Here is a 24,048-nt window from a genome sequence, read left to right on the forward strand (position 1 = left end):
TGACCAGCTTAGGATAATCCTATTATATTTCCATTTTCGTCTATATCTATGTTAGTTGCGTTTGGAATTTTCGAAAGTCCTGGCATTCTCATTATTTCACCAGCTAGAGCTACTACAAATCCAGCACCAGCGGATAATTCAAAATCCCTTATTGTAAAATCATAATTTTTTGGTGCGTTTATTTTCTTGGGGTCATCAGATATACTTGATTGAGTTTTGGCGACAATTACTGGTAAGTTTTCAAATCCATGGCGTTTTAGGAATTTTAATTTACTCTTTGCTTTATCTGTGTATATAACTTTTTTTGCCCTATAGATTTTTGTTGCAAGTGTTTCAAGTTTCTCTTCTATGGACATATTGAAATTTACAATTGGTGTATGTGGGATTTCTGAGATGTTTTCAGTTACAAGCTTTGCAAGATCTATTGCACCTTCACTTCCCATTTGAAATGCCCTTAAAAATGCATGTGGAGCGTTACAGTTATTTGAAAATGCTTTTAATTCATTTTCGGTATCTGTTGGAAATACATTTAATGCTACTACTACTGGTACGTTATAGAGTTTTAAATTTTCAATGTGTGTTTTTAGATTATCCATACCTTTTAGCATTGCGTCTACATTTTCTTTGGACAAATCATTTTTATTTACCCCACCATGGTATTTTAATGCTTTTATTGTTGCTACCAATACAACAGCATTTACATTGAATTTGGCAACTTGTGTGACAAAATCTAAGTATTTTTCTGCACCTAAATCTGCGGCAAATCCCGCCTCAGTAACGACGTAATCTGCTAATTTTAGCGCCATTTTTGTAGATATTATGCTATTTGTACCATGAGCAATATTTGCAAAAGGTCCGCCATGAATAAACGCCGGTGTGTTTTCTATTGTTTGTACAAGATTTGGTTTAATTGCATCTTTTAAAAGTACTGTAAGAGCGCCTTCTATTTTTAAATCTTTGACTTTTATTAGTTTTTTATCAAAGCTTTCTGCAAGTACTATATTTCCAAGTCTTTCTTTTAAATCTTTTAAGTCTTTTGCAAGACAGAGTATCGCCATTATTTCCGATGCAGCGGTTATTATAAATCCATCTTCCCTTGGAAGACCATTTGTATTCCCACCAAGTCCTACAACGATTTGTCTTAGTGCACGATCATTCATATCCATTGTTCTCTTCCAGAATACTTTCGCGGGATTTATTTTTAATTCATTTCCAAATTTAATGTGTGAATCTATTACAGCGGATATTAGGTTGTGTGCAGATGAAATAGCATGAATATCTCCTGTAAAGTGTAAGTTTATATTTTCCATGGGAAGCACTTGAGAATATCCACCACCTGCTGCACCACCTTTAATACCAAAAACAGGTCCAAGTGATGGTTCTCTTAACGTTACTATGGATTTTTTTCCCAATTTGTTTAATGCCATTGAAAGACCAATACTCGTTGTAGTTTTCCCTTCACCTGCGGGAGTCGGGGTTATAGCAGTTACTAATATGAGTTTTCCATCTTTTCTTTCGCTTATTTTTTTTAAGAAATTTAGATTTACTTTTGCAATGAATTTTCCGTATGGTTCAATGTATTCTTCATCGACACCTATTTCCTTTGCTATTTCCGATATTTTTTTTAATTTTGCTTTCCTTGCAATTTCGATATCAGATTTCATATCTTTCACTCCTTTCGATAACAAATGTAGTATGAGTTGAGTTTTTCAAATACACATTTAATCCCATTTGATTGCATAACTTTTTAACTATATACAACCCCAATCCATGACCTTTTGAAGTTCTAGATTTTGAAAATTTTTCAAAAATTTTTTCTTTAAGTTCTTTTGGTATGTTTTGCCCATGATCTTTAATTTCTATTTTGTCTTTTTGGAGTAAGATTTCAACAGGAGGTTTTCCGTGTATTAATGCATTTTTGATCAAATTTTTAATGACAATTTCCAGGGCTTCTTTGTTTGCTTCTATAGTACCATCCCCGGATATTACCACATTGTTGTCTGTTATAATACCTTCAATAAAAGGTCTTAGATCTATTTGTTCTTTTTCAAGTTCGTAATTTTTTGAAATCATTATCATATTTTCAACTAATTCTCTCATTTTATTTGCAGATTGTACAATGTTTTCAATACTTTCTTTTAAAATCTCTTTGTTTTTCATGCCCCATCTTTGTAGCATTTTTGAATAACCAATTAGGTTTGCTATAGGGGTTTTTAATTCGTGAGAAACATTTGAAACAAATTCCTCTTGTAATTTGTAATTTTTTTCAATTTTATCCATTAACTCGTTGAATTTTTCAACGAGTTCTTCAACTTCGTCGTTGGTGTGTGGATTTATAAATCTGTAGTTGAGATCGTTTCCTGTTAGTTTTGAAATTTTACTTACAAAGTCATGTAAGTGTTTTAACGATTTTTTAGTTATAAAATAGGTGAGTGTACTTATCAATGCAATAGATATTAAAAATAAAATGATGATCTTTTTTTTAATGTTTAATATGAATTCTTCAATGGGTGTAATGTCTTTTCCAAAAATGGTGTTTTGCTTTTTTACAAATAAATAAGTTCTATCGCTTATTTTTACTTTCCCTTCTTTTTTAACAATCCCTATGTTATAGGGATCCGAAATTAAAATATTATTCCTTAATATGTATATATCTCTTCTCATAAAAGGTTGCATCATATGTCCCTTTGGATTTACTTTTAGCAAATCTTCTTTTGTGAATTTTATCATTAGCGAATCTATAGTAGAGTACAAAAATATTAATACCAAAGCTAAAATTGTAGTTGAAATTAAAGTGGCAATGTACGTAACTTTAGATGAGATGCTCATTTTTTTCCTCCAAGATTTTCATAATCTCTGGAATTTTAACAATGTATTTTGTACTACACCATTTACATTCAACTTCCACGTCTTCATTTTTTTCTAAAATTTCTTTTAATTCTTCAATTTTTAATAATCTTATTGAATCTATGGCTTTTTCATGTGAACAACTACATTTAAATTGGGCGTTGTGTTTTTCTATTTTTTCAATTTTATCACCAAAGATATACTCTAATGCATCTATTGCGGAATGATTTTCCAAAAAGTTAGTTATTGGAGTAATCTCTTTGAATTTTGTTTCAATTTCTATAATGCTTTTTTGTGAAAGGGATTTATCTAATATTTGAATAATAATTCCACCAGCACGTTTAATTCCATTTTTGTCCACTAAGACTCCTAAAGCTATAGCACTTGGAATCTGTTCAGAAGTGGCAAAGTAATGAGCTAAATCTTCTGCTATTTCACCACTAACTAATTTGGATGGTGTAACATAAGGGGTTTTTAAACCTAAGTCCTTTACAACTTTTAAAGTTCCCTTACCTATTGCTTTTTTGATATCAAATTTATTGTCTTTGTTTAAAAGTGTTTCTACCACTTTGGGTGTAACATATCCCCTTACATCTCCGTTGTTTTTTGCTTGAGCAGCAATATATTTTATCTTGTTACTTCCTTCAACTATGTAAGTAAGTGTTTCGCTTTGTGAAAGCCATGGAATCATAAGTGAAACGCCTGTTAACAATCTTCCAAGGGCAACGGCTGTGATGGGAGAAAGAGAATGTTTATTTGTTATCTCTTGGATAATATTTGTACTATCAATAACCGAAAACCTTACCCTAGCGTTGTATGCAATACCGTTTGTAACCAAATTTAATCACTCCTTAATTTGCATATTTCATGGTAACTTCTTTAACAGATTCAAAATTATCCGAAAACATTACTTTTTTTACTTGAAAATTGATTAGTTTGTTTTTGTATATGGTTTCCAATAGTGCATCTACATGTGATTGAGAGGGAACAAAAAGGATAGGTAAAATATGGTATTCCGAGTCTCCAAGAAGTACAAGCCAATAATAGGTGTTCCTCATAATTCCACCTCCTCGTTTTTTTGCGGTTCTTTTAGATTAGAACTTTGGTGCTGGTGGAACTTGGAACACTTACTATATTACTATAGTTATATTATACACTATTCTAAAAATATTTTTAATATGGTAAAATAAATACAAAAGTAAAAAAATAAAAAAAGGAAGGAGTAGAATAGTGAAATGGGAATTGAAAAAAATTAATATCGAACTTTCAGAAAAGTTGGCTGAGGAATTGGATATTCCTCTACTTACGGCACAGTTACTAGTTTCCAGAGGTTATCTTACACCTGAAGATGCGTATAAGTTTATCAATCCATCAAAAGACGATTTGCGCTCTCCATTTTTATTGAAAGATATGGATAAAGCTGTTAAATATCTCTTACTTGCCCGTGAAAAAGGATACCCTGTTTTTGTATATGGAGACTATGATGTAGACGGTATAACGGGTACTGCGACCTTAGTATCTTTCCTTTCTAAGTATGGTTGGAAGGTGGATTACTATATACCTAATCGTCTTGATGAGGGATATGGTATACAACCTGAAATTGTGGAGAGATTCTATAAGAACGGGTTTAAGGTGTTGTTAAGTGTAGATTGTGGTATAACGAGTTTTGAAGCTGTAGAACGGGCAAAAGAGTTGGGAATGTATGTAATAATAACTGATCACCATACTATTAAGGATGAAATTCCGAAAGCTCATGCGGTTGTTGATCCAAAAAGGGAAGATGAAATGTATCCTTTTAGGGACTTTGCGGGTGTTGGTGTGGCGTATAAGCTAATTTCTGCATTGGGACAAGAGTTAAACCTTAAAGATGAAGAAATCAATGAAGTCTTGGATATAGTTGCACTTGGAACAATAGCGGATATGGTGGATCTGGTCGATGAAAATAGGTATATTGTAAAAGAAGGATTGAAAAAACTCAATGAAACAGATAGGATTGGTCTTGTGCAACTTATGAAAAAACTTAATATTACAAATATTACCAGTCAAGATATTGGTTATAGGTTAGCTCCCAAGCTCAATGCAGCAGGTAGATTGTATTCCGCAGAGGATGCTTATAAACTGATTACAACTAATAATCTTTCGTCTGCTGAACAACTTGCAGAGATTTTAATGGGATATAACTTTACAAGGCAAGAGATAGAAAATAAGATATTTAAAGAGGCTGTTAACAAAATAGAAAGTTCAAAGATAAAAGATTTACCTATTTTGATCGTCGCTGGCGAAAAATGGCATGCGGGTGTTTTAGGAATTGTTGCTACAAAGCTTGTACAAAAGTACAATAAACCTTCTCTTGTTGTATCACTTGAAGAGGGAATTGGCAGGGGTTCTGGTAGAAGTGTAGATGGTGTTGATATTTTGGAAGTACTTTCCAAGTTTTCCGAGTACTTTGAGGAAATTGGTGGACATCCTATGGCAGTTGGATTTAGTATAAGACAAGAAAAAATTAACGAGCTTATCGATGCAATTTCAAAAAAATTTGGTGATAGCCATTTTGAAGTGGATTCTAAATTGGAAGTAGATGCTGTTTTGGATTTAGATGATGTGGGAAATGATGTAATAAAGGCTTTAAGTTATTTGGAGCCGTTTGGACATGGGAATCCTGAACCTGTTTTTTTGATAAAAAATAATTTGGTTGAAAGAATAAGGTTCTTTGGAAATTTTGGAGCAAATGTAAGAATGGTGTTAAAGAGTAAAAATAAAAATACCATTGAAGGAATAGGATTTGGTTTAAAAAAGAACTATTATGATATTCCAGCTATTCACGCGGTTTTAACTTCGTTGGATATTGTGGCTAACATAAGACAAAATGGTGTTGGTCCATTTTTAAATATCTTGGATTTTAAAATTTCTTCTGAGTATGAGGAAGATTATAAAGATAAATACTTTATATATTCCTTTACAAACGATTGGAAAAGCCAAAAAGGAGACGAATTTAGGGATTTTTGGGATAGTAGTGAACTTTCCCAAAGGTATGAGAGAATTGAAAAGTACCTTTTTAAAGAAAAACCATTTGTTTTGCAATCAGATTTGTTGACTAGGAACGCTTTTTTGCTTTATTTAATGAATAAAGGTAGAACGTTAGTGATAAATCCAACAAATATCGAGGCTTTGCATGTTTATGAAAGTTTGTCCAGGCATTCACCTGATGGAATAACTTTTGTTAACTCATTAAATAGAAATTATTCAAAACATGTTATTACAAACCCTATAATGATTACTGAAGGTAAAATTCCTTTGGATGATTTTGACTTCATAATTTTGAATGAAATACAGATTTTGTCTTCACTGTCGTATGAGTTATATGAAAAATTATTAAAAAAATTGGGGGAAAAAGATTTTGTTGTTACGAGTTTGTATAAGTTTGAAAGTAGCATTCCAATTTTTTGCGAAGAAAAGAAGATAAATTTTGGACTGGAAGATAAGCGGAATTCCAAGAAAACAATTGAGCACGAAATTAATTCAATTGCATTTTTGTTTTCAAACTATTCATATGTAACAAAGTTTTATGAAAAATTAATTTCTAGAAGGTATGAATTTAAAGATTTGGTGTTTTACAGTCCTATATTAAAACCGTTTCAAAAGTGTGTTATTAGTAGTTTGATAAAAAAAGGAAGGATAAAAAAATTGGTTTCTTCAACTAATTCTGATGGATTACCCTCAATGTTAGAAAATGGTGCAGAAGTTAGAATATTTGATTTTCCGTTAAGCATAAAAGAGTTAATAGATGCAGTATCTGGTGATTCCTATGTAATCTTGCAACTTTATTATAACGGTGAAGATGCTTTAAAGAGAAAAAATCATCTTTTAAAAATTTTTCCAGATAGGAAAAAATTAGAAGAAGCAGTTTTAAGATTTTACAATTTAAAGATAGATAATAAAAATAAATTTATAGATTTTTCAAAGGATGTAAATATTTCTCCAAAGGTGTTAAAACATGCAATTCTTGATTACAAAAACGACAAAAAAATACTTAGGGTTCTTGAAAGGGAGTTGGAACTTTCTTATTTTGAAAAATACACTATGACACTTTTAAATGCATCTATTAAAGATATTTACAAGATGATCGAGGAAAGGGAGATGTACGATGTTTATCTTAATATTTAGAGGGAAATATGATTTTAGCATTAGATTATGGAGATAAAAAAACAGGATATGCTATTGGAAGTAATTTTATATCAAAAAGTGGAACAGTAAATACCACGCAATTGAATAAGTTGTTGGAAAAGTTTCAAAAAGTAGTTTTGGGTATACCGCTTTCCATGAGTGGAAATTATTCCACGCAAAGTTTTAAAGTTTTAAAATTTGCTTACAAATTAAAAAGAAAAGGCATGGATGTATTTTTAATAGATGAAAGATTAACCACCAAGATGGCTTTATCTTTTAATGCAAAAGATGACGATGCATTTAGTGCCAGACAGATCTTTATGGACTATATTAAAAACCCCATACTTTCCCAGAAATTCGTACTTGAAAAATTTTTAGATGTTGAATTTGATTGTGAAGATGTTGAAGATGTACTTTACTATGAAGTTTCTCCTGTTAAGGGTAAAAAAGGAGATGCTCTAACTAGGAATTTTTCCATTGCGTTTTTGCATATGAAAGAAAAAAATTTTGTTTACAGAAATGAAGATACAATTGAAAAAAGATATAATTTGGTTATTGCAAATGAAAAATTCAAAGATGTTGTGGATAAATTTTTAAAAAATGGTGGTAAAATTATATTGGTTTAGTGCCTGTAGCTCAATTGGAGAGAGCCCTGGACTCCGGATCCAGAGGTTGCGGGTTCAAATCCCGCCAGGCACGCCAAGAATTTGAAAGGGGGTAAATTATGGATTTAAATGATATACTGTTATCTAAGAAATTAGATGTACTTGTAGTTTTAAACATTGAAGGCTCAAATAAACCTACCACAAGGTTTATTTCTGGTTTTACTGGAAGTTTTTCCGGCGTAATTTATTCAAAAGATAGAAGGATAATAATTACTGATTCTAGATATTGGGAACAGGCAAAAATGGAGTCGGAGTTTGAACTTGTGAAATACAAATCAGATAAGCGTTTTTTGGATATTATAGTTGAGTATTTAAAGAAGATGAATGTAAATAGGGTGGGAATAGAAAAAGATAGGACTTTGACAAAACATTTTGAGTATTTAGCAGGACATTTAGATGTTGAATTTGTAGATGTTTCAATTGAGTTGTTAAAATTAAGGGCTGTAAAAACAGAGGGTGAGATTGAAGATATTAGAAAAGCTGTATATATTGCAGAAGAGGCTTTTAAAAAGACGTTAGAAATAGTAAGACCGAAGATTACAGAAAAAGAAGTTGCAGCATATTTGGAATATCAAATAAAATTATTAGGCGGAGATAAGTTTTCATTTGAGACTATAGTAGCGTCTGGGTGGAGAGGAGCGCTTCCGCATGGTATAGCAAGTGATAAAGAAATTGAGATTGGAGAACCAGTGGTGGTGGATTGGGGGGCGTATTTTAATGGGTATGCAAGTGATTTGACGCGCGTATTTTGTATAGGAGAACCAAGTGATGAGGTAAAAAATGTACATAACATAGTTATGAAAGCACAACAAGAGGCCATCGAAATAGCACGTGCAGGGTTAACCGGTGCGGAAATTGACAAAGCAGCAAGGAATTATATAACGGAGAAGGGATATGGCGAATACTTTGGACATTCTTTGGGACATGGTATTGGTTTGGAGGTTCATGAAGAACCTAGATTAAGTTTTGCAAATAGAGAACCTCTTCCGAAAAATTCCATTGTTACAGTGGAACCTGGTATATACCTTCCAAAGAAATTTGGAATTAGGATAGAAGACGATATATTGTTAACAGAAAATGGTTGTGAAGTTTTGTCAAGTCTTCCAAGAGATATCTTTGTAGTATGAAGAAAAACAATATAGTTAAAGAACTAAATAAGTTGAATTTGGTAACTATATTTGGTGCAACTATCCTTGGAAATGTAATAATTTCATATTTTATTGGAAATTTTTTGGATAAGATTTTTAATACGGAAAAATTATTTACTATCATATTTCTCTTTTTTGGCGCGATTTCAGGATTGTACAATGCCATAAGACAGATGCTAAAAGAGGTTGAGAAGGTAGACAGACGTGAAAAAGGTGATTAAAAGATATGTAAATGTTATAATAATTTTGGGAATTATTGGTACGATGCTGGGAATGATTTTGACAAATTATGAACGAAGTTTTATTTTTAGTTACGTTTTAGGTACAATTGGTGCTGTTTTATACGTAATTTCTCTTTATTACGATATAATTAATTTGGGTTTAAAGAGAAGGTCTAAAAAGGGTTATTACATAAGATATTTGTTTTCTGCAAGTCTTTTTCTATTAGTGGGTGTATTGTTTAAAGAGAAAGTATTAGCTTTGTTAGGTGTTTTTTTAGGACTTATAAATGTTAAAATAGGCGCTTATATAGTGGGTTTTCTGATTGGAGGTGAAAATAGTGAAAAAAAAGATTAGTTGGTTTCTAGTAGTTTTTTTGATAATTTATACTGTTTTGGGGATAATAAATGCATTATATTTTGTTCCAAAAGATACAGCTGAAGTTACAAAAGGGCTTGCCAATAGATGGATTATACAGCTTTCAGATGAAAAAGCGTGGTATACTAGGATAAATCCACTTACTATTATTATGAGTTGGACTATAATAATTGGATTGATAGTTTTTGCAGTACGTGTGGGGAAGAATTTTAAAGTTATTCCAGACAGAAAACAATCGTTTGCAGAGTCTATAATGGATTTTATGTATGAGGTTGTAGAAAGTGTTATAGATGATCCAAAGTTTGTTAGACCTACATTTGCAATTGCCACGACGTTATTTTTGTATATATCAATCTCGAATATAATTGGTGGTGCAATGCCAGGACTTAATGTAAACGTAGTTGATGGGCATGTTAAGTTTACCCTTTTCCAAGATACGTGGTTTTCACCAACTGCGGATTTAAATACAAATTTGACATATGCGTTAATGGTTTTTGTGATAAGTCATGCTTTTGCGATTAAAGCAAAAGGTTTTGGTGGTTGGTTGAAATCATGGCTTGAGCCTATGCCAATAATGTTACCTATGAATATAATAGGAGAACTTGCAAAACCTATTTCACACTCTTTGAGGTTGTTTGGAAATATTGGTGGAGGAGCTATTTTAACATTTATTTTGACATATTTAGTTAAATATCTATTTATGCCAGTTTTCTATTGGGCGTATTTTGGAATTTTTGTTGGTTTAGTTCAAGCTTTGGTGTTCTCAATGCTTGCAGTGGCATATATTTCAGAAAAAATATCATAAGGAGGTTGGTAGTTATGGAAAAGAGCTTGGCAGATGCATTAGTTATAATGGGAAAAGCAATTGGTGCAGGGTTGGCAATGGGTATCGGTGCTATTGGGCCTGGTATAGGTGAAGGTAACATAGGTGCTCATGCAATGGATGCAATGGCAAGACAACCTGAAATGGTTGGAACAATTACTACACGTATGTTGATTGCAGACGCAGTTGCAGAATCTACAGGAATTTACTCACTTTTAATTGCATTTCTTATACTTCTTACCTTATAATGTGAGGCGATATTTATGGATATGTTTGAGATTAATTTGACATCAGTAATTCAACTGATGAGTTTTTTGTTACTTTTGTACGTTTTAAAGGTATTTTTATACGATAAGTATTTTCAAGTTATGGATGAAAGAAAGGAAAAGATTGAAGGAGAAATAAAAAAAGCCGAGCAATTGAGAAAAGAAGCAGAGAAATTAAAATTACAATCACAAGAAGAATTGAGAAAATTGAGAGAAAATGCAGATTCTATAATAAACAAAGCCAAAGAAGAAGCAGAAAAAATAGTACAAAATGCAAAGAAAAAAGCAGAAATTGAAGGAGAAAAAATAATTACTGCTGCAAGAGAAGAGATAAAAAGAGAAAGAGAAGAAATGTTAAAAGAAGTTGAGCAAAAAGTTGGTGAAATAGCAGTGGTTCTTGCTATGAAGATCTTAAAAGGGACATTGGATGAGAAGGCAAAACGAGAATACCTTATTAAAATGTTAAAGGAGAAGGAAAAATGAGGTATTCTACTATTGCTTCAAAATATGTTAGTGCATTGTTGAAGATTGGAGAAAAATTAAATAAATTGGAAGAATATGGCCAGTTTTTAAAGATTTTGAATATTGTTTATGAGAATTATAGAAGTTTTTTTGATAATCCAACGGTGAAGGTTTGGAAAAAAGTGAGTGTTGTTAAGGAAGCATTGAATAAATACAGTGATGATATTTTTCTGAATTTTGTTTCTCTAATTTTTGAAAATAAGAGGCAAAAATTTATTCCGCAAATGGTAGTTTATTACAAGTACGCGTCTGTAGATATTGAAAATAAGATATTAGTGGATGTAAAGAGTGCTGATAAACTTTCTGATGAGGAGAAAAAGGCTATTGAAGAGTTTGTTAAAAAGCATGTAGATAGAACACCAGTTATTGAAGAAAAAGTAGATAAAACACTTATAGCAGGTGCGGTAATTGAATTTGCGGGAAAGATGATTGATGTCTCGGTTAGTGGAAGACTCAATAAGATTGCAAGGGAAGTTTTTTCCTTGAGAAAGGGGTGACATTTTGAGAATAAATCCCGGAGAAATTGTAAAAGTATTGGAATCAAAGATAGAGGGTTTTAAAGAGGAGATAAATTTAGATGATGTTGGAAAGGTTATACAAGTAGGTGACGGTATTGCCCGTGCATATGGATTAAATAACGTTATGGCAAATGAAATGGTAGAATTTGTAGAAACGGGTACAATTGGTGTTGCTTTTAATTTAGAAGAGGATAATGTAGGTATAATTATATTAGGCGATTACAAAGACATCAAGGAAGGACACACGGTAAAAAGATTAAAAAAGATCATGCAGGTTCCAGTTGGTGAAGAATTGTTGGGAAGGGTTGTAAATCCTTTGGGTGTGCCAGTTGACGGTCTTGGCCCAATCAATACAACGGAATATAGAGATGTTGAAGTGAAAGCACCAGGTGTTATATACAGAAAGCCAGTTGATACTCCTCTACAAACTGGTATTAAATTAATTGATGCCCTTATACCAATTGGTAGGGGGCAAAGGGAATTAATAATAGGGGACAGACAAACTGGTAAGACTGCTATAGCTATTGATACAATTATCAATCAAAAAGGAAAAGGTGTTTATTGTATTTACGTGGCGATTGGACAAAAAGCATCGGCGGTTGCACGTTTAGTAGATAAGCTAAAAGAAGAAGGTGCTATGGAGTATACTACTGTAGTTGTTGCAAGTGCTGCTGATAATGCATCTTTGCAGTATATTGCTCCTTATTCAGGATGTGCAATGGGAGAATATTTCATGTACAATGGAAAAGATGCACTTGTGATATACGATGATTTATCAAAACATGCAGTTGCGTATAGACAGCTTTCACTTCTGCTAAGAAGGCCACCTGGACGTGAAGCATATCCTGGTGATGTTTTTTATTTGCATTCTAGATTACTTGAAAGAGCCGCAAGGCTTGATGATAAATATGGTGGAGGATCACTAACTGCACTTCCAATTATAGAAACACAAGCAAATGATATTTCTGCTTATATTCCAACAAATGTCATTTCAATTACCGATGGACAAATTTATCTAGAACCATCTCTGTTTTATGTAGGGCAAAGACCTGCGGTAAACATAGGTCTTTCAGTATCTCGTGTTGGTGGAGCCGCACAAGTCAAAGCTATGAAAAAAGTAGCAGGATCTCTAAAACTTGATCTTGCACAATACCAAGAATTAGAAACATTTGCACAATTTGCAACGGAACTTGATCCTGCAACGCAGGCACAGATTACAAGAGGTCAAAGGTTAATGGAGTTAATGAAACAAGAGCAATACGCACCACTTGAGGTGGAAGATCAAGTTGCCGTTTTATACGCAGGTATAAATGGATATTTAGACGATTTGGAAGTTGAAAAAGTTAAAGAGTTTGAAAAGAGACTTTTACAATTTTTAAGAGAGAATAAAAAGGAATTGCTTAACAAAATAAAAGAAACAAAAGATTTAAATGAAGAAACGGAAAAAGAATTGAAAAATGCCATAGAAGAATTCAAAGGTGAATTTGTGAAAGTGTACGGGAAGTGATTTAAATGAGTAGGGGTAAATTACTTTTAATAAAGAAAAGGGTCCAAGCAACGGAGTCTTTGAAAAAAATTACAAAAGCCATGGAAATGGTGGCTACTGCAAGGGTAAAAAAGATAGAAAAAAGTTTACAGGGTGTAAGGGAATTTTTGGATGAGACCGTCAGGATGATAAAGAATATAGAACTTATAGGCGAACATCCATTCTTAACGGGGAATGGGAAAAAGGCATTAATCGTTATATCAACAGATATGGGGTTGTGTGGTGCATTTCCCACTGAAATAGGAAGAGCATCCTCGAATTTTATTGAAAAAGAACAGATAGATTATGTTTACGCTATAGGTAATAAAAGTATTCCGTTTTTTAGAAAACATCCAAAAACAAGAAGAATATACGAACGTGCATATGATATTCCTAATTTTGATTTTTCTAAAACTTTGACTAATGACTTACTAAACGATGGAGTTGGTATTATCTATGTTGCATACGGAAAGTTTAAAAATAGGTTGATTCAAAAACCAGAGATTGTTAAATTAACACCAATAACTTTTGAAGGTGTGAAATCTTCAAGGTATGAATTTGAACCAGATATAGAAATGTTAACAAAGAAAGCAGTGGAATTCATGGTAGCGACTAGTATATATTCGTATGCTTTTGAAACAAAAGTAAGTGAGTTATATGCAAGACAAAATGCAATGAGAAATGCAACCGAAAATGCAGAAGAGGTGATCATAGAATTAACACTTGAATACAACAAAGAAAGACAAGCATCGATTACCCAGGAGCTTATAGAAATAGTTTCTGGCGCTCAAGCATTGCAAGAGGAATAATCTTAAAGGAGCGTGATAAAGTGTCAAAGAAATCTAAAGGAAAGATTTTAAGAGTAATAGGTCCTGTAGTGGACGTTCAATTTGATGAGGAGGAACTTCCAGATATATACGATGCTTTAGAGGTTGTAAATCCTCAAACTGGTAAAAAGCTTATTTTAGAGGTTGAACAGCTCATAGGTGATAACGCTGTAAGAACAGTTGCACTTGACACTACAGATGGATTAATGAGAGGACTTGAAGTTATAAATACAGGTGAACCTATAAAAGTTCCTGTGGGAAAAGGTGCTTTGGGAAGAATGTTTAACGTTATAGGTGAGCCAATTGATGGATTGGAAAAAGTTGAAAATGTAGAATATTGGCCGATACACAGAACTCCACCATCCATTACTGAACAATCCACATCGGTTGAGATATTGGAAACAGGTATAAAGGTTATAGACCTTCTTGCTCCGTTTCCAAAGGGTGGAAAAATAGGATTTTTTGGTGGCGCAGGTGTTGGAAAAACTGTTTTGGTTATGGAATTGATAAGGAATATAGCAATTGAGCACCACGGTTTTTCCATGTTCGCCGGTGTTGGTGAAAGAACAAGAGAAGGTAATGAATTATACCTGGATATGAAAGAAGCGGAAGTGCTTGACAATACCGTGTTGGTTTTTGGACAAATGAATGAACCCCCTGGGGCAAGGTTTAGGGTGGCTTTGTCTGCGCTGACTATTGCAGAGTACTTTAGAGATGTTGAAGGAAGGGACGTTTTGCTATTTATAGACAATATTTTTAGGTTTGTTCAGGCTGGTAGTGAAGTATCAGCACTTCTTGGAAGGATGCCATCTGCAGTTGGATATCAACCTACCCTTGCGACAGATATGGGAGAACTTCAAGAGAGGATTACCTCCACAAAGAAAGGATCAATTACTTCGGTGCAGGCAATTTACGTTCCCGCTGATGATATTACCGATCCTGCTCCTGCTACAACATTTACTCACCTTGATGCTACTGTAGTTTTGTCAAGAAGAAGGGCAGCTTTGGGGCTTTATCCTGCTGTGGATCCATTAGACTCTACTTCTAAGATGTTGGATCCTAATGTAGTGGGTCAGGAACACTATGAAGTAGCAAGAGGTGTCCAAGAAGTATTGCAAAGATACAAAGATTTGCAAGATATAATTGCAATTCTTGGTATGGAAGAACTATCGGAAGAGGATAAACTAATAGTTCAAAGGGCCAGAAAAATAGAAAGATTCTTGAGTCAACCTGTGCACGTTGCTGAGAAATTTAGTAATATTCCTGGAAAATATGTGCCAGTTAGTGAGACAATAAGAGGATTTAAAGAAATATTAGATGGAAAGCATGATGACTTACCAGAAATGGCATTTTACATGGTTGGTACTATAGATGAGGCAGTTGAAAAGGCCAAAAAATTACAAAAAGCGTGAGCAATTTTGCTCACGCATTTTTTGGAGGTGAAGAATTTGCGCCTAAAGATATATTATCCAAATGGTTTGTTTTTTGACAAAGAAGTGGATATTGTTACCGTAAGAACAGAAGTGGGAGAAATGGGGATTTTAAAGGATAGGGCTCCGATTATAGCAAAGTTAAAAGTAGATAAAGTAATTGCAAAAAAAGCAGATGAAAAATTTGAGTATATAGTTGATGATGGCTTTTTACATTGTGATGGTGAAAATGTTATAATAATAACAGAGGATGTTAAGGATAAAATAAATCCTCATGAGTATTTGGGGGGATAGGAAATGGTTGCCTTTATTGTTGATTCGTCTTTTGATAGACCCGATGTAGAATTGAAATATCCTATTTTTTATGCACCTTTAAGAGTGTATATTGATGGTAGAGAGTATATTGATAAGAAAAATTTGACCGTTGATGATTTTTACGGCATGCTAGATAAGGCAGAAACTTTTTCTACTTCATTGCCAAATCCAAAGGAAACGGAAGATTTGTTAAAAAAATTATTGGAAAGCTATGAACATGTGTATATGCTTTCCATATCTAGTAAATTAAGTGGAACATACAACATGTTTAAAGCAATTAGTGCCCCGTATAAGGATAGAGTAACTGTTTTGGATTTAAAAAGTGCTAGTGTTGAATTGTATGTGCTATATAGAGGAATTGTTCATTATTTGGAAAAAGGTGTAAAGATTACTCAGGAGCTTGTTGATGAGTTAAGAAAGAATACGAAACTTCTTTTTGGGGTAATGTCTTTAAAATACTTAGAAAAAGGAGGAAGAATAGGTAAGGCAAAAGCACTGTTGGGTAGAATATTAAAAATAAAACCCATTTTGAGTGTGGATAGTGATGGAACGGTAGAATTGGTTGCAAAAGATAGGAAATTTTCGGGTGTAGTTGACAAGATAATTGAACTTGGTGAGGATTTTATAAAAAAACAGGGGATAAAAAAACCATATATATTAGCTGGATATGGAAGCCAAAAATACAAAAAATATTTAGATAGACTAATTGAGCATTTTAATATAAAGGATATCGCCCAGATTAGTGCAGCAGTTGGAGTACATACAGGTCCCGAGGTATTTGGGATTGTTATAGGTCAGTTTTAATTTGAAGGGGGGGACAGGAGGTATACCTCCAATTTATGGAAAAAAATTTAGAAAAGTTATTTTCAAATCAGTTGCCAAGCGATGATTTGGTTGTATTTTCTTCTATTCTTTTTTCAATAGGTTTTTCATCAAATTTATTTTTTAGTTTTGTTCTAAAAAATATATTTGTGTCGAATACCATATTTTTTATTGGACTACTTGGTTATATCATAGTTTTATGGAAATGGTGTCTTAAAATTCCAGATATATCCGAAAATAATAAAATAATTTTTTATTTCTACATAATATTTTCTATTACGTTTAGTTTTTTGTCATATTTTTTTCCTTTGTTGTTTATTATTTCAGCATCACTTGTGGTATCATTGATATTGATAGTAGATAAAAAGATAAATGAAAGTAATGTTTTGTTGAAAACTCTCTTTTTGATTTTAACGTTGTCTTTTTATCTTTTAGAATTTGCACCATATGTAAACTTTAGACTTAGAAAAATTCAGGAAAACCAGTAGGAGGTGATTTTATGGATTTTCGTGTTTCAACAAAAGGTGTAGAAATTACCGATGCAATTAAAAATTACTTAGAAAAGAGGTTAGAGAAGGTAGATAGGGTTATTGAGGATAATGTACATCTAGATATTAAATTTGAGAAAGATTCTTCAGAGTATGTGGGAAAAATAATGGTGCATTATTTGGGAAAAGACATTATTGTTTCGGAAAAATCCGTGGATATTTATAATTTGATTGATATTTTAACAGATTCTTTTGAAAAGAAGATTAAAAGAGAAAAAGATTATGTAAGGCCTACGCATAAGGCAAATAATAAAGGACTAGGTGAAATTTTCAAGGATGAGATGCCAGAGGGAGAAAAGGATGAAAAGATTTCAAATGTAAAGAGAGTTAATTTGATGATAACTAGTTTAGAAGAAGCAATTGCGCAAATGGAAGTAATGAATCACGAATTTTTTGTTTTTAGAAATATGGAAACTAATGAAATTAATATGTTACTGCGTTTGAAAAATGGAAAATTTATTTTATATGAATTTCAGGAATAAAAAAAGCACCCATATGGGTGCTTTTTTTGTGGTAGAATATACTTGAGGTGATTTTATGATTGAATTTTCTTTAATTTATAATGCAGTGAAAGATTTGTTTGAAATTGGTTATCCAAATGAAAATTTAGAGAGGCTTGCCAATTTATTGAGAGAAAAACTTAATATAAAAGAATTAGGACTTTCTTTATATGAAGAAAGAAAGAATATTTATAGAATAATTGCGGGAAAAGATGTTGGAAAAAAGGTGCCTGCAAATGATAAAGATGTTATTCCTTTGTATTTTGGAGACAAGAAAATAGGTGCGATAATTTCAGATGAAAAATTTGAAAAGAATGATTTTTTTGATGAATTTTCAAATATTTTTGGGCTTGTATGTGATTTGTTCTTGATTGAAAAGAGAAAAGAAAAATTGGAGAATATTCTACAACTGACGGACATTTTTGAGAAAAGTCAAGATTTATTTGAGTTGAAGAGAAATTTTGTTGAAAAACTTTCCGAGTATTTGCCGAGTGATCTTATTGTATTGGTTGGAAAAAAAGGGGAAGATTTTTTTGTGGAATATTCTCAGCCAAAAGACTTTGTTGGGAAGATAATACCGGGTTTTTCTGATTTTTCCTTTTTTGTTTTTAAAAAACAACCGCAGATTTTGATAAAACCTAGTGTTAATTTTATAAATTCTGATTTAGTTGTAAAATCTTTGATAAGTGTACCAGTGGATGAAAAACAATGGCTTGTTTTTATTAATAAAAGACATGGAGAAGGTTATATTCCAGATAAAAGTTATGAAGATTTTGATTTGGATTTAGTAATTTCTGCTGTAAAGAGGTTTAACTTGGCTATTTCCAGACTTGTATTCTATGAAAATTTAAAATCTGAAGTGGAAAAATTAAACGTATTAAAAAAAGAACACGAAAAATTGATAGAGGGCCAGAAAGAACAACTAAGGAAGATGAGTATAGTTCATTATTTGAGCCAGGCAATGAGAAGTAGTAATGACCCAAATAATGTTTTAAAAATTTTCTTAATTGGATTGACATCGGGAAGAACACTAGGATTTAACAGAGCACTTCTTTTGTTAAAAGATAATGAAAAAAATGCGTTGATTGGGAAGGCGTGGATAGGTCCAGCTAATGAAAAGGAAGTTGACACTATTTGGAAAAAAGCAAATCAAAGAGCGATGAAGTATGCAGATATTGTTCAATATTTGAGAGAAGAATCGTTGGGGCTTGATCTGAACAACGAGTTAACTCAGAAAATAAGAAATAAGATTTTTCCATATAGATCTAGTAAATTTTTAGAAAGAGCTGTTCTAAGGAGAAAGATAGTGCATGTTAATAAAAAGGTTTTAATGGAAGAACTAGATTATCTTGTTCCTTTATTGGATACCGATGAATTTGTAATAGTACCTTTGATTGGAAAGAATGACACAATAGGTGTTGTAATATTGGATAATAAGTATTCGAAGCATAAAATTTCGAATGTAGATGTGGAAATTTTAAGATTAATATCGGATAGTGCAGGACTTGCCATTGAAAATTCGTTGAATTATAAAGAATTAAAGGATAAGACTATTAATTTGGAAAAGCAAAAGAATTTAGTGGAATTTTTAAAAGAGTTTTCAGAGCTCATTTTACAAAATTTATCAGCAGCAGTTATTGTAATCTCGAAGAATGGGAATATAAGCGAATGGAATTCGCGTGCAGAGTATTATTTTGGTAGAAATAAGGAACAGATGATAGAAAAAAGGTTAGCAGATTTAGGATCTGAATTTGAGGATATAGAAAGCATGGCCTTTGAAGTTTTAAAGATGAAGGAAGAGATAAAACTTTCAAATTACCTAATACCCGTAATGGGACAGGAAAAATACTTTGATGTTTCTATTTCTCCACTTTGGGATGCAGAAAGGATTTTAATAAAGGGTATAATAGTTACTTTTGAGGATGTAACAGAAAGGGTAATTTTGGAAAAAGAGAGAAAAAAACAGGAAAAATTAGCTGTACTTGGTGAAATGGCTGCGAGAGTGGTTCACGAACTTAGAAATCCCATATCTGTTTTAGGTGGGTTTATAAAAAGACTTGAAAAGTACATAGATGACGAAAATAAAAGAAGAAAATATATAAAAATAATATCAGATGAAATTGTTAGATTAGAGGGAATCGTGAGTGAAATTTTGGAATTTAGTAGAGATAGGAGGATAACAGAATTTGTCCTCTTTAATTTAAATGAATTAATATCCGAAGTTTATATTTTACTGGAGGATAAAATAAAAGATAAAAATATACTTTTTGAATTCAAAGCTGATGAAAATGTTGAAGTGTATGCGGATAAACAGAGATTAAAACAAGTTTTGATAAATTTAATTCAAAATGCTATTGATGAAACACCATATGGTGGTAAAATATCAATTGAAGTAAAGAAATATTTAAATACTGTAAAGATTAAGGTTTGGAATCAAGGTACTCCAATTCCCAGGGATATATTAGAAAAGTTATTTATTCCATTTTTTACAACAAAAGTACATGGAACGGGATTGGGTTTACCAATATGTAAAAAAATTATAGAAGATGAACATGATGGAAAAATATGGGTTGAACCTGATGAAAATGGAAATGCATTTATTTTTGAATTACCTTTAAAAGATGAGGAGGAGTAAAATGCAGGAATTTTTGTTAAAATCAAAGATACATATGGCACGTGTGACGGATAAAAGTATCAATTATATGGGGAGTATAGGTATAGATATAGAACTTTTGGAAAAATCCAATATTAAACCATATGAATTGGTCTTGGTAGCAGATGTGAACAACGGCCAGCGCTTTGTTACTTATACAATCCCTGAAGAGCGAGGAAGTAAGAAGATAGTGATAAACGGCGCTGCTGCGAGGTTAGTAGAAGAAGGTGACAGGGTAATTATTATGGCTTTTGGTGTGTATTCTGATGGAGAATATAAAGGTCCAAAGGTTTTAATAATGGATGAAAACAATGAGGTAGTGGAAATAAAGGGGGATTTATGATGTACTGTGAAAATTTTGAAAAAAACTTAGAAAAGTGTAATTGTAGTTATCCTGGATGTCCTAAAAAAGGTAAATGTTGTGAGTGTATAGCATATCATAGGGAACGTGGAGAGTTACCTGCTTGTTATTTTACGGATGAGGAAGAAAAAACATGGAATAGAAGTATTGAATATTTTATAACTAGGAGACGCTAAAAATGGTATATTTTGGTCCTGAAAAGTTAAGGCCTTTAATGAATGAAGTATTTAGTTTACTTGAAGAAGATAAGAATGTGTTGATTGATTTTTTGTATAAGTTTGAAGATGTACTAGATGTTTTTCATAAACATCTAATACTTGTTACAGTGGGATCTAATGGTATCTTTTTTTTAAATGCTGGTTATAATCCAGATGGCAAGTTCTTTTTTGGAGTTTCACTTAGTAATCCATTTTTAAGAACCCCATCGCTTTATAAAATGGAATATTTTAATGAAGATTTTGAAAATTTATATATAAATAGTTTTTCAACAAGAAAAATTCCATTTATGACTACGGGAATTTTAAAATTCCCAATAATGACGCATTTTTTAGCACTTGGTGGTGAAAAGTCTCTAATTTCGAAGGAATTGTTTTCAGAAGAGGTTTCTGGAAAAAGTTGGCTTAATTTTTCCAAAAAGGTGGATGATAAGACATATGATGAACTTTTAACTTTAAACGGGAAGAAGTACCATTTTTTAAAGACTTTTTTAACAGATGATGGGGTTTATTTTATAGGTGTTGGAGAGGGAGAACATAGAAATTTATACGCAGAATTTTTTTCATTTTTAAGAAATAAGTATAAATTTCAGCCTGGTAAATATTTTCCTATTTCTGATATGAAAGACAAAGTTATTGGAATGTTTAAAGTAGATTTGGAAGATTTGAAAGAAAAATGGAAATATGTGGAAAGTTTTGTGGAGGATTTTGAAAAGTTTAGAGGTTTTATAAAGGATTTGGGGGGATAGTATGTTAAAAGTTGAAAGTGTTGAAAATGTTCTTTCAAAGATTCCTGGGGTTGAGGCTGCAAAAGTTGTCATTGAAAATGATCAAGTTGTAGAGATACATATTGTTGCAGATGATGAGAAAAGCCCCAAACAACTTGTAAGAGATATTGAAACTGTTTTATTTGCGAGTTTAGGTTTGAAGATTGATAGAAAAGTGGTTAGTATTGCTCAGTTAAATTTAGGCATGGAATCCTCAAAGATCATTCCTTATAGGTTGACAGATATAAATATCCAGGAAAAAGAACGAACATTAAGTGTAAAGGTAGAAATAACACATGGCCAGGAGGTTTTTATAGGGGAATTTACTGGTCCGAAAACGCGCAAGAATATTCCAATAATTATTGGAAATGCCGTTTTAAATGCGCTTGAAAGTATTCATAACTTTGCAATTTCAGTGGATGATTCTATTGAAGCAACAATTGCGGGAAAACAATTTATAATCACGCACCTTTCAAAAGAATACAATTCATATGAAGAAAGTATTATAGGGGCTGCAGAATTAAAAGTTGATAAATACACAGCTATTGCTGAGAGTGTGTTAGATGCATTTAGGAGGATATAAATGTATTACATTGAAACGTGGAAACTTTCGGGAGATTTGAATATGGCAGTTGATTATATTTTGGGGAAATCAAATGCTCCGTTTTTTAGACTATATACTTGGAAAGAACCGACACTTTCATTAGGTAAAAATCAAAGTGTTGAAGATGTGGATTTTGATTTTTTAAGGGAAAATAATATAAAGTGTGTAAGAAGACCTACGGGTGGTAGAGCGGTATTGCACAAATATGAATTGACATATAGTATTGTTATTCCAAATGGACATGAGTTGTATAGATTGTCCATCATAAGTCTTTATAAAGCAATTTCGCAATTAATTGTAGATGTTTTAAATAAATTAGATGTGCCTGTAAGGTTAGTATCTCGAGGGATTCGCGGAAACACCAATGTGTGCTTTGATGCACCATCTTGGTATGAAATTGTTTTGGATAACAAAAAAGTAGTAGGAAGTGCGCAAATGAGAACTAAATCATTTGTTTTGCAGCATGGTTCTATTGTTTTAAAGACTATAGATAACGTTGATAGATGTTTTAAAAATACAAATCAAAAAATAGTTCAATATGGAATTGACCAATTTAAAAATATTGAAATTAACAGATTGAAAGAGTTGTTGTATGAAAAATTTGATGAAAAATTTGGGTTGATAAAGTTTCAAGATGTAGATAAAATTTTGAAATCTGCAGAGAGGGAGAGAAAAAGTTTTGTTGTATATAATTGGAACACCAATAGGAAATTTAGAAGATATAACTTTAAGGGCACTTAGAATTTTAAAAGAGGTAGATTATATTTTTGCAGAAGATACAAGAAGAGCATTGAAGCTCTTAAATTTTTATTCAATAAAGAAACCTGTGGATTCATACAATGAACATTCATCACCAAAAAAGATAGATAAAATTTTATCGATGTTGAAAGATGGGAAAAATATAGCTTATCTTTCAGATGCGGGTATGCCGGTAATTGCTGATCCAGGAACTGAACTGGTTAATTTATGTGTGGAAAATAATATTGAATGGGATGTAATACCTGGAGTAAGTTCCGTGCTAACTGCTATTGCTGCAAGTGGCTTTTATGGGAATAGGTTTGTTTTTCTGGGATTTATGCCTAGAGATAAGAAAAGAAGAAGGATTTTAAGAAAAATAAAAGAAAATGATATGTCAGATGTATATATTTTTTTTGAAAGTCCAGAAAGATTGGTAAAGACGTTAAACGATGTGTATGATATTTTAGGAAATGTAGAGATCTTTGTGGCAAGAGAACTTACAAAGGTTCATCAAGAATATTTTAAAGGCACAGTGAAAAGAGCTTTAGAAAGGTTCTCAGAAGGAGTAAGAGGCGAAATTACTGTTGTTTTAAAAGTTAATCATAAAAAAGGTTAAAAACTACATTTTCTCTTTAGGAAAAAATAGTTTTAATGTTTCCAAAATGGATTTTTTATTGGTTTTATTCCGGATAAAACATCGTATACTGTCTACAATAACATTTTATATATTTTCTTGAAGTTCATTGAAGATGAAAAGCTCTAAGATATGGAATTTTCTCAAAGTATAACGTTTTTCTAATGTCTCTCTAAATAAAAGAGTAAACAGTTCTTTTAAAACCACCTAGGTCTACCCTTGAAAGCAGAATTTCAAGGAAGTTGTGGCAGAATATAGTTGTGAAATTTTCGATTAAGTTTGAGTGTTTTCTTTTTATTTTTGAAATAGGCTCAAAAACAGTGAGTCTGTTTCAAAAATAGTAAGAGACTAATCCGAAATCAAAAAATAGATACAAAAATATAATAAAATACTTTTGAATTACCTTTGAATAACCTTTTCTAACAATAAACAAAAAAATTGCTACATACAAATTGTAGATTAAGAACTTTAATAAAGCCAATATTCTTGCCATATCTTCTCTGTAGGCATAAACATATCCACCAAGTTTTGTTTTTATGTTTCCAAATAAACCTTCTAT

The 24,048-nt window shown here is 32.0% G+C and carries 27 protein-coding genes, 1 tRNA gene and 1 pseudogene; 24 read left to right on the forward strand and 5 right to left on the reverse strand.

The window, feature by feature from the left end; genetic code table 11:
- Positions 1–8 precede the first annotated feature (8 nt).
- The 4 genes from AS157_RS01175 to AS157_RS01190 are packed head-to-tail and all read right to left on the reverse strand — an operon-like array spanning position 9 to position 3,905.
- Complete coding sequence (locus AS157_RS01175; RefSeq protein WP_077288946.1) at positions 9–1,664, reverse strand: formate--tetrahydrofolate ligase; 1,656 nt, start codon at positions 1,662–1,664, stop codon at positions 9–11.
- Positions 1,654–2,829, reverse strand: coding sequence for a HAMP domain-containing sensor histidine kinase (locus AS157_RS01180; protein WP_077288945.1), 1,176 nt, complete (start codon positions 2,827–2,829; stop codon positions 1,654–1,656). Before AS157_RS01180 ends, AS157_RS01175 begins: the two co-directional genes overlap by 11 nt.
- Positions 2,813–3,685 carry an Hsp33 family molecular chaperone HslO gene (hslO, locus tag AS157_RS01185; RefSeq protein ID WP_077288944.1) on the reverse strand — a complete coding sequence of 291 codons (873 nt, stop codon included), beginning with the start codon at positions 3,683–3,685 and terminating at the stop codon, positions 2,813–2,815. Before hslO ends, AS157_RS01180 begins: the two co-directional genes overlap by 17 nt.
- 13 nt (positions 3,686–3,698) lie before the next feature.
- Positions 3,699–3,905 carry a hypothetical protein gene (locus tag AS157_RS01190; RefSeq protein WP_077288943.1) on the reverse strand — a complete coding sequence of 69 codons (207 nt, stop codon included), beginning with the start codon at positions 3,903–3,905 and terminating at the stop codon, positions 3,699–3,701.
- Between the two features lie 172 nt (positions 3,906–4,077).
- Here AS157_RS01190 and recJ point away from each other — a divergent pair, with 172 nt between their 5' ends.
- From recJ to rsmI, 24 genes are all read left to right on the forward strand, one after another.
- Positions 4,078–7,011, forward strand: a complete 2,934-nt coding sequence (gene recJ, locus AS157_RS01195) for a single-stranded-DNA-specific exonuclease RecJ (RefSeq protein WP_077288942.1) — start codon at positions 4,078–4,080, stop codon at positions 7,009–7,011.
- Positions 7,012–7,019: 8 nt separating this feature from the next.
- Positions 7,020–7,637: a RuvX/YqgF family protein gene (locus AS157_RS01200; protein ID WP_077288941.1), complete on the forward strand. Its 618-nt coding sequence runs from the start codon at positions 7,020–7,022 to the stop codon at positions 7,635–7,637.
- Positions 7,637–7,713: transfer RNA gene (locus AS157_RS01205), tRNA-Arg, on the forward strand. Before AS157_RS01200 ends, AS157_RS01205 begins: the two co-directional genes overlap by 1 nt.
- 22 nt (positions 7,714–7,735) lie before the next feature.
- Positions 7,736–8,803 (forward strand): aminopeptidase P family protein, encoded by a 1,068-nt coding sequence (locus AS157_RS01210; protein WP_077288940.1) that lies wholly within the window; start codon positions 7,736–7,738, stop codon positions 8,801–8,803.
- Entirely contained in the window at positions 8,800–9,045 is a 246-nt protein-coding gene (locus tag AS157_RS01215; RefSeq protein WP_075665505.1) for an AtpZ/AtpI family protein, read from the forward strand. The genes AS157_RS01210 and AS157_RS01215 overlap by 4 nt, the downstream gene beginning before the upstream one ends.
- The gene (locus AS157_RS01220) at positions 9,029–9,400 is read left to right on the forward strand and encodes an ATPase (RefSeq protein ID WP_077288939.1); all 372 of its coding nucleotides are present in this window, start codon (positions 9,029–9,031) and stop codon (positions 9,398–9,400) included. Before AS157_RS01215 ends, AS157_RS01220 begins: the two co-directional genes overlap by 17 nt.
- Positions 9,384–10,226: a F0F1 ATP synthase subunit A gene (gene atpB, locus AS157_RS01225; protein WP_077288938.1), complete on the forward strand. Its 843-nt coding sequence runs from the start codon at positions 9,384–9,386 to the stop codon at positions 10,224–10,226. The genes AS157_RS01220 and atpB overlap by 17 nt, the downstream gene beginning before the upstream one ends.
- Before the next feature lie 14 nt (positions 10,227–10,240).
- A complete protein-coding gene (locus tag AS157_RS01230) occupies positions 10,241–10,492 on the forward strand; it encodes a F0F1 ATP synthase subunit C (protein WP_075665502.1) in 252 nt (83 codons plus the stop codon).
- 15 nt (positions 10,493–10,507) lie between these two features.
- On the forward strand, positions 10,508–10,993 hold the full coding sequence (atpF, locus tag AS157_RS01235) for a F0F1 ATP synthase subunit B (RefSeq protein ID WP_077288937.1): 486 nt from the start codon (positions 10,508–10,510) through the stop codon (positions 10,991–10,993).
- Positions 10,990–11,529, forward strand: coding sequence for a F0F1 ATP synthase subunit delta (locus AS157_RS01240; protein WP_077288936.1), 540 nt, complete (start codon positions 10,990–10,992; stop codon positions 11,527–11,529). Before atpF ends, AS157_RS01240 begins: the two co-directional genes overlap by 4 nt.
- Positions 11,530–11,533: 4 nt before the next feature.
- Positions 11,534–13,057 carry a F0F1 ATP synthase subunit alpha gene (gene atpA, locus AS157_RS01245; RefSeq protein WP_214494943.1) on the forward strand — a complete coding sequence of 508 codons (1,524 nt, stop codon included), beginning with the start codon at positions 11,534–11,536 and terminating at the stop codon, positions 13,055–13,057.
- Positions 13,058–13,062: 5 nt separating this feature from the next.
- Positions 13,063–13,884 carry an ATP synthase F1 subunit gamma gene (gene atpG / locus AS157_RS01250; RefSeq protein WP_214494944.1) on the forward strand — a complete coding sequence of 274 codons (822 nt, stop codon included), beginning with the start codon at positions 13,063–13,065 and terminating at the stop codon, positions 13,882–13,884.
- Between the two features lie 20 nt (positions 13,885–13,904).
- Entirely contained in the window at positions 13,905–15,314 is a 1,410-nt protein-coding gene (gene atpD, locus AS157_RS01255; protein WP_077288933.1) for a F0F1 ATP synthase subunit beta, read from the forward strand.
- A 27-nt stretch (positions 15,315–15,341) separates the two neighbouring features.
- The gene (locus tag AS157_RS01260) at positions 15,342–15,626 is read left to right on the forward strand and encodes a F0F1 ATP synthase subunit epsilon (RefSeq protein ID WP_352039415.1); all 285 of its coding nucleotides are present in this window, start codon (positions 15,342–15,344) and stop codon (positions 15,624–15,626) included.
- A 3-nt stretch (positions 15,627–15,629) separates the two neighbouring features.
- The gene (locus tag AS157_RS01265) at positions 15,630–16,451 is read left to right on the forward strand and encodes a DegV family protein (RefSeq protein ID WP_077288931.1); all 822 of its coding nucleotides are present in this window, start codon (positions 15,630–15,632) and stop codon (positions 16,449–16,451) included.
- A gap of 35 nt (positions 16,452–16,486) precedes the next feature.
- A complete protein-coding gene (locus AS157_RS01270; RefSeq protein WP_077288930.1) occupies positions 16,487–16,957 on the forward strand; it encodes a hypothetical protein in 471 nt (156 codons plus the stop codon).
- 11 nt (positions 16,958–16,968) lie between these two features.
- Positions 16,969–17,499: a ribosome hibernation-promoting factor, HPF/YfiA family gene (gene hpf, locus AS157_RS01275; protein WP_077288929.1), complete on the forward strand. Its 531-nt coding sequence runs from the start codon at positions 16,969–16,971 to the stop codon at positions 17,497–17,499.
- Positions 17,500–17,554: 55 nt separating this feature from the next.
- Positions 17,555–20,152 (forward strand): GAF domain-containing sensor histidine kinase, encoded by a 2,598-nt coding sequence (locus tag AS157_RS01280; protein WP_077288928.1) that lies wholly within the window; start codon positions 17,555–17,557, stop codon positions 20,150–20,152.
- 1 nt (position 20,153) lies between these two features.
- On the forward strand, positions 20,154–20,513 hold the full coding sequence (gene panD, locus AS157_RS01285) for an aspartate 1-decarboxylase (RefSeq protein ID WP_075665491.1): 360 nt from the start codon (positions 20,154–20,156) through the stop codon (positions 20,511–20,513).
- Positions 20,510–20,707 (forward strand): DUF6485 family protein, encoded by a 198-nt coding sequence (locus tag AS157_RS01290; RefSeq protein ID WP_077288927.1) that lies wholly within the window; start codon positions 20,510–20,512, stop codon positions 20,705–20,707. The genes panD and AS157_RS01290 overlap by 4 nt, the downstream gene beginning before the upstream one ends.
- 2 nt (positions 20,708–20,709) lie before the next feature.
- On the forward strand, positions 20,710–21,495 hold the full coding sequence (locus AS157_RS01295; protein ID WP_077288926.1) for a DUF4895 domain-containing protein: 786 nt from the start codon (positions 20,710–20,712) through the stop codon (positions 21,493–21,495).
- Between the two features lies 1 nt (position 21,496).
- Positions 21,497–22,096, forward strand: a complete 600-nt coding sequence (locus AS157_RS01300; protein WP_077288925.1) for a heavy-metal-associated domain-containing protein — start codon at positions 21,497–21,499, stop codon at positions 22,094–22,096.
- Positions 22,097–22,858, forward strand: coding sequence for a lipoate--protein ligase family protein (locus AS157_RS01305; RefSeq protein ID WP_077288924.1), 762 nt, complete (start codon positions 22,097–22,099; stop codon positions 22,856–22,858).
- Entirely contained in the window at positions 22,797–23,471 is a 675-nt protein-coding gene (rsmI, locus tag AS157_RS01310; RefSeq protein ID WP_077197955.1) for a 16S rRNA (cytidine(1402)-2'-O)-methyltransferase, read from the forward strand. Before AS157_RS01305 ends, rsmI begins: the two co-directional genes overlap by 62 nt.
- Before the next feature lie 349 nt (positions 23,472–23,820).
- Here rsmI and AS157_RS01315 read toward each other — a convergent pair.
- Positions 23,821–24,048 (reverse strand): annotated as a pseudogene (locus AS157_RS01315) (hypothetical protein); the annotation flags it as partial.

Origin of the sequence: Thermosipho sp. 1244, assembly GCF_018588215.1 — a bacterium.
In the GTDB taxonomy this organism is placed as follows: Bacteria; Thermotogota; Thermotogae; order Thermotogales; family Fervidobacteriaceae; genus Thermosipho; species Thermosipho affectus.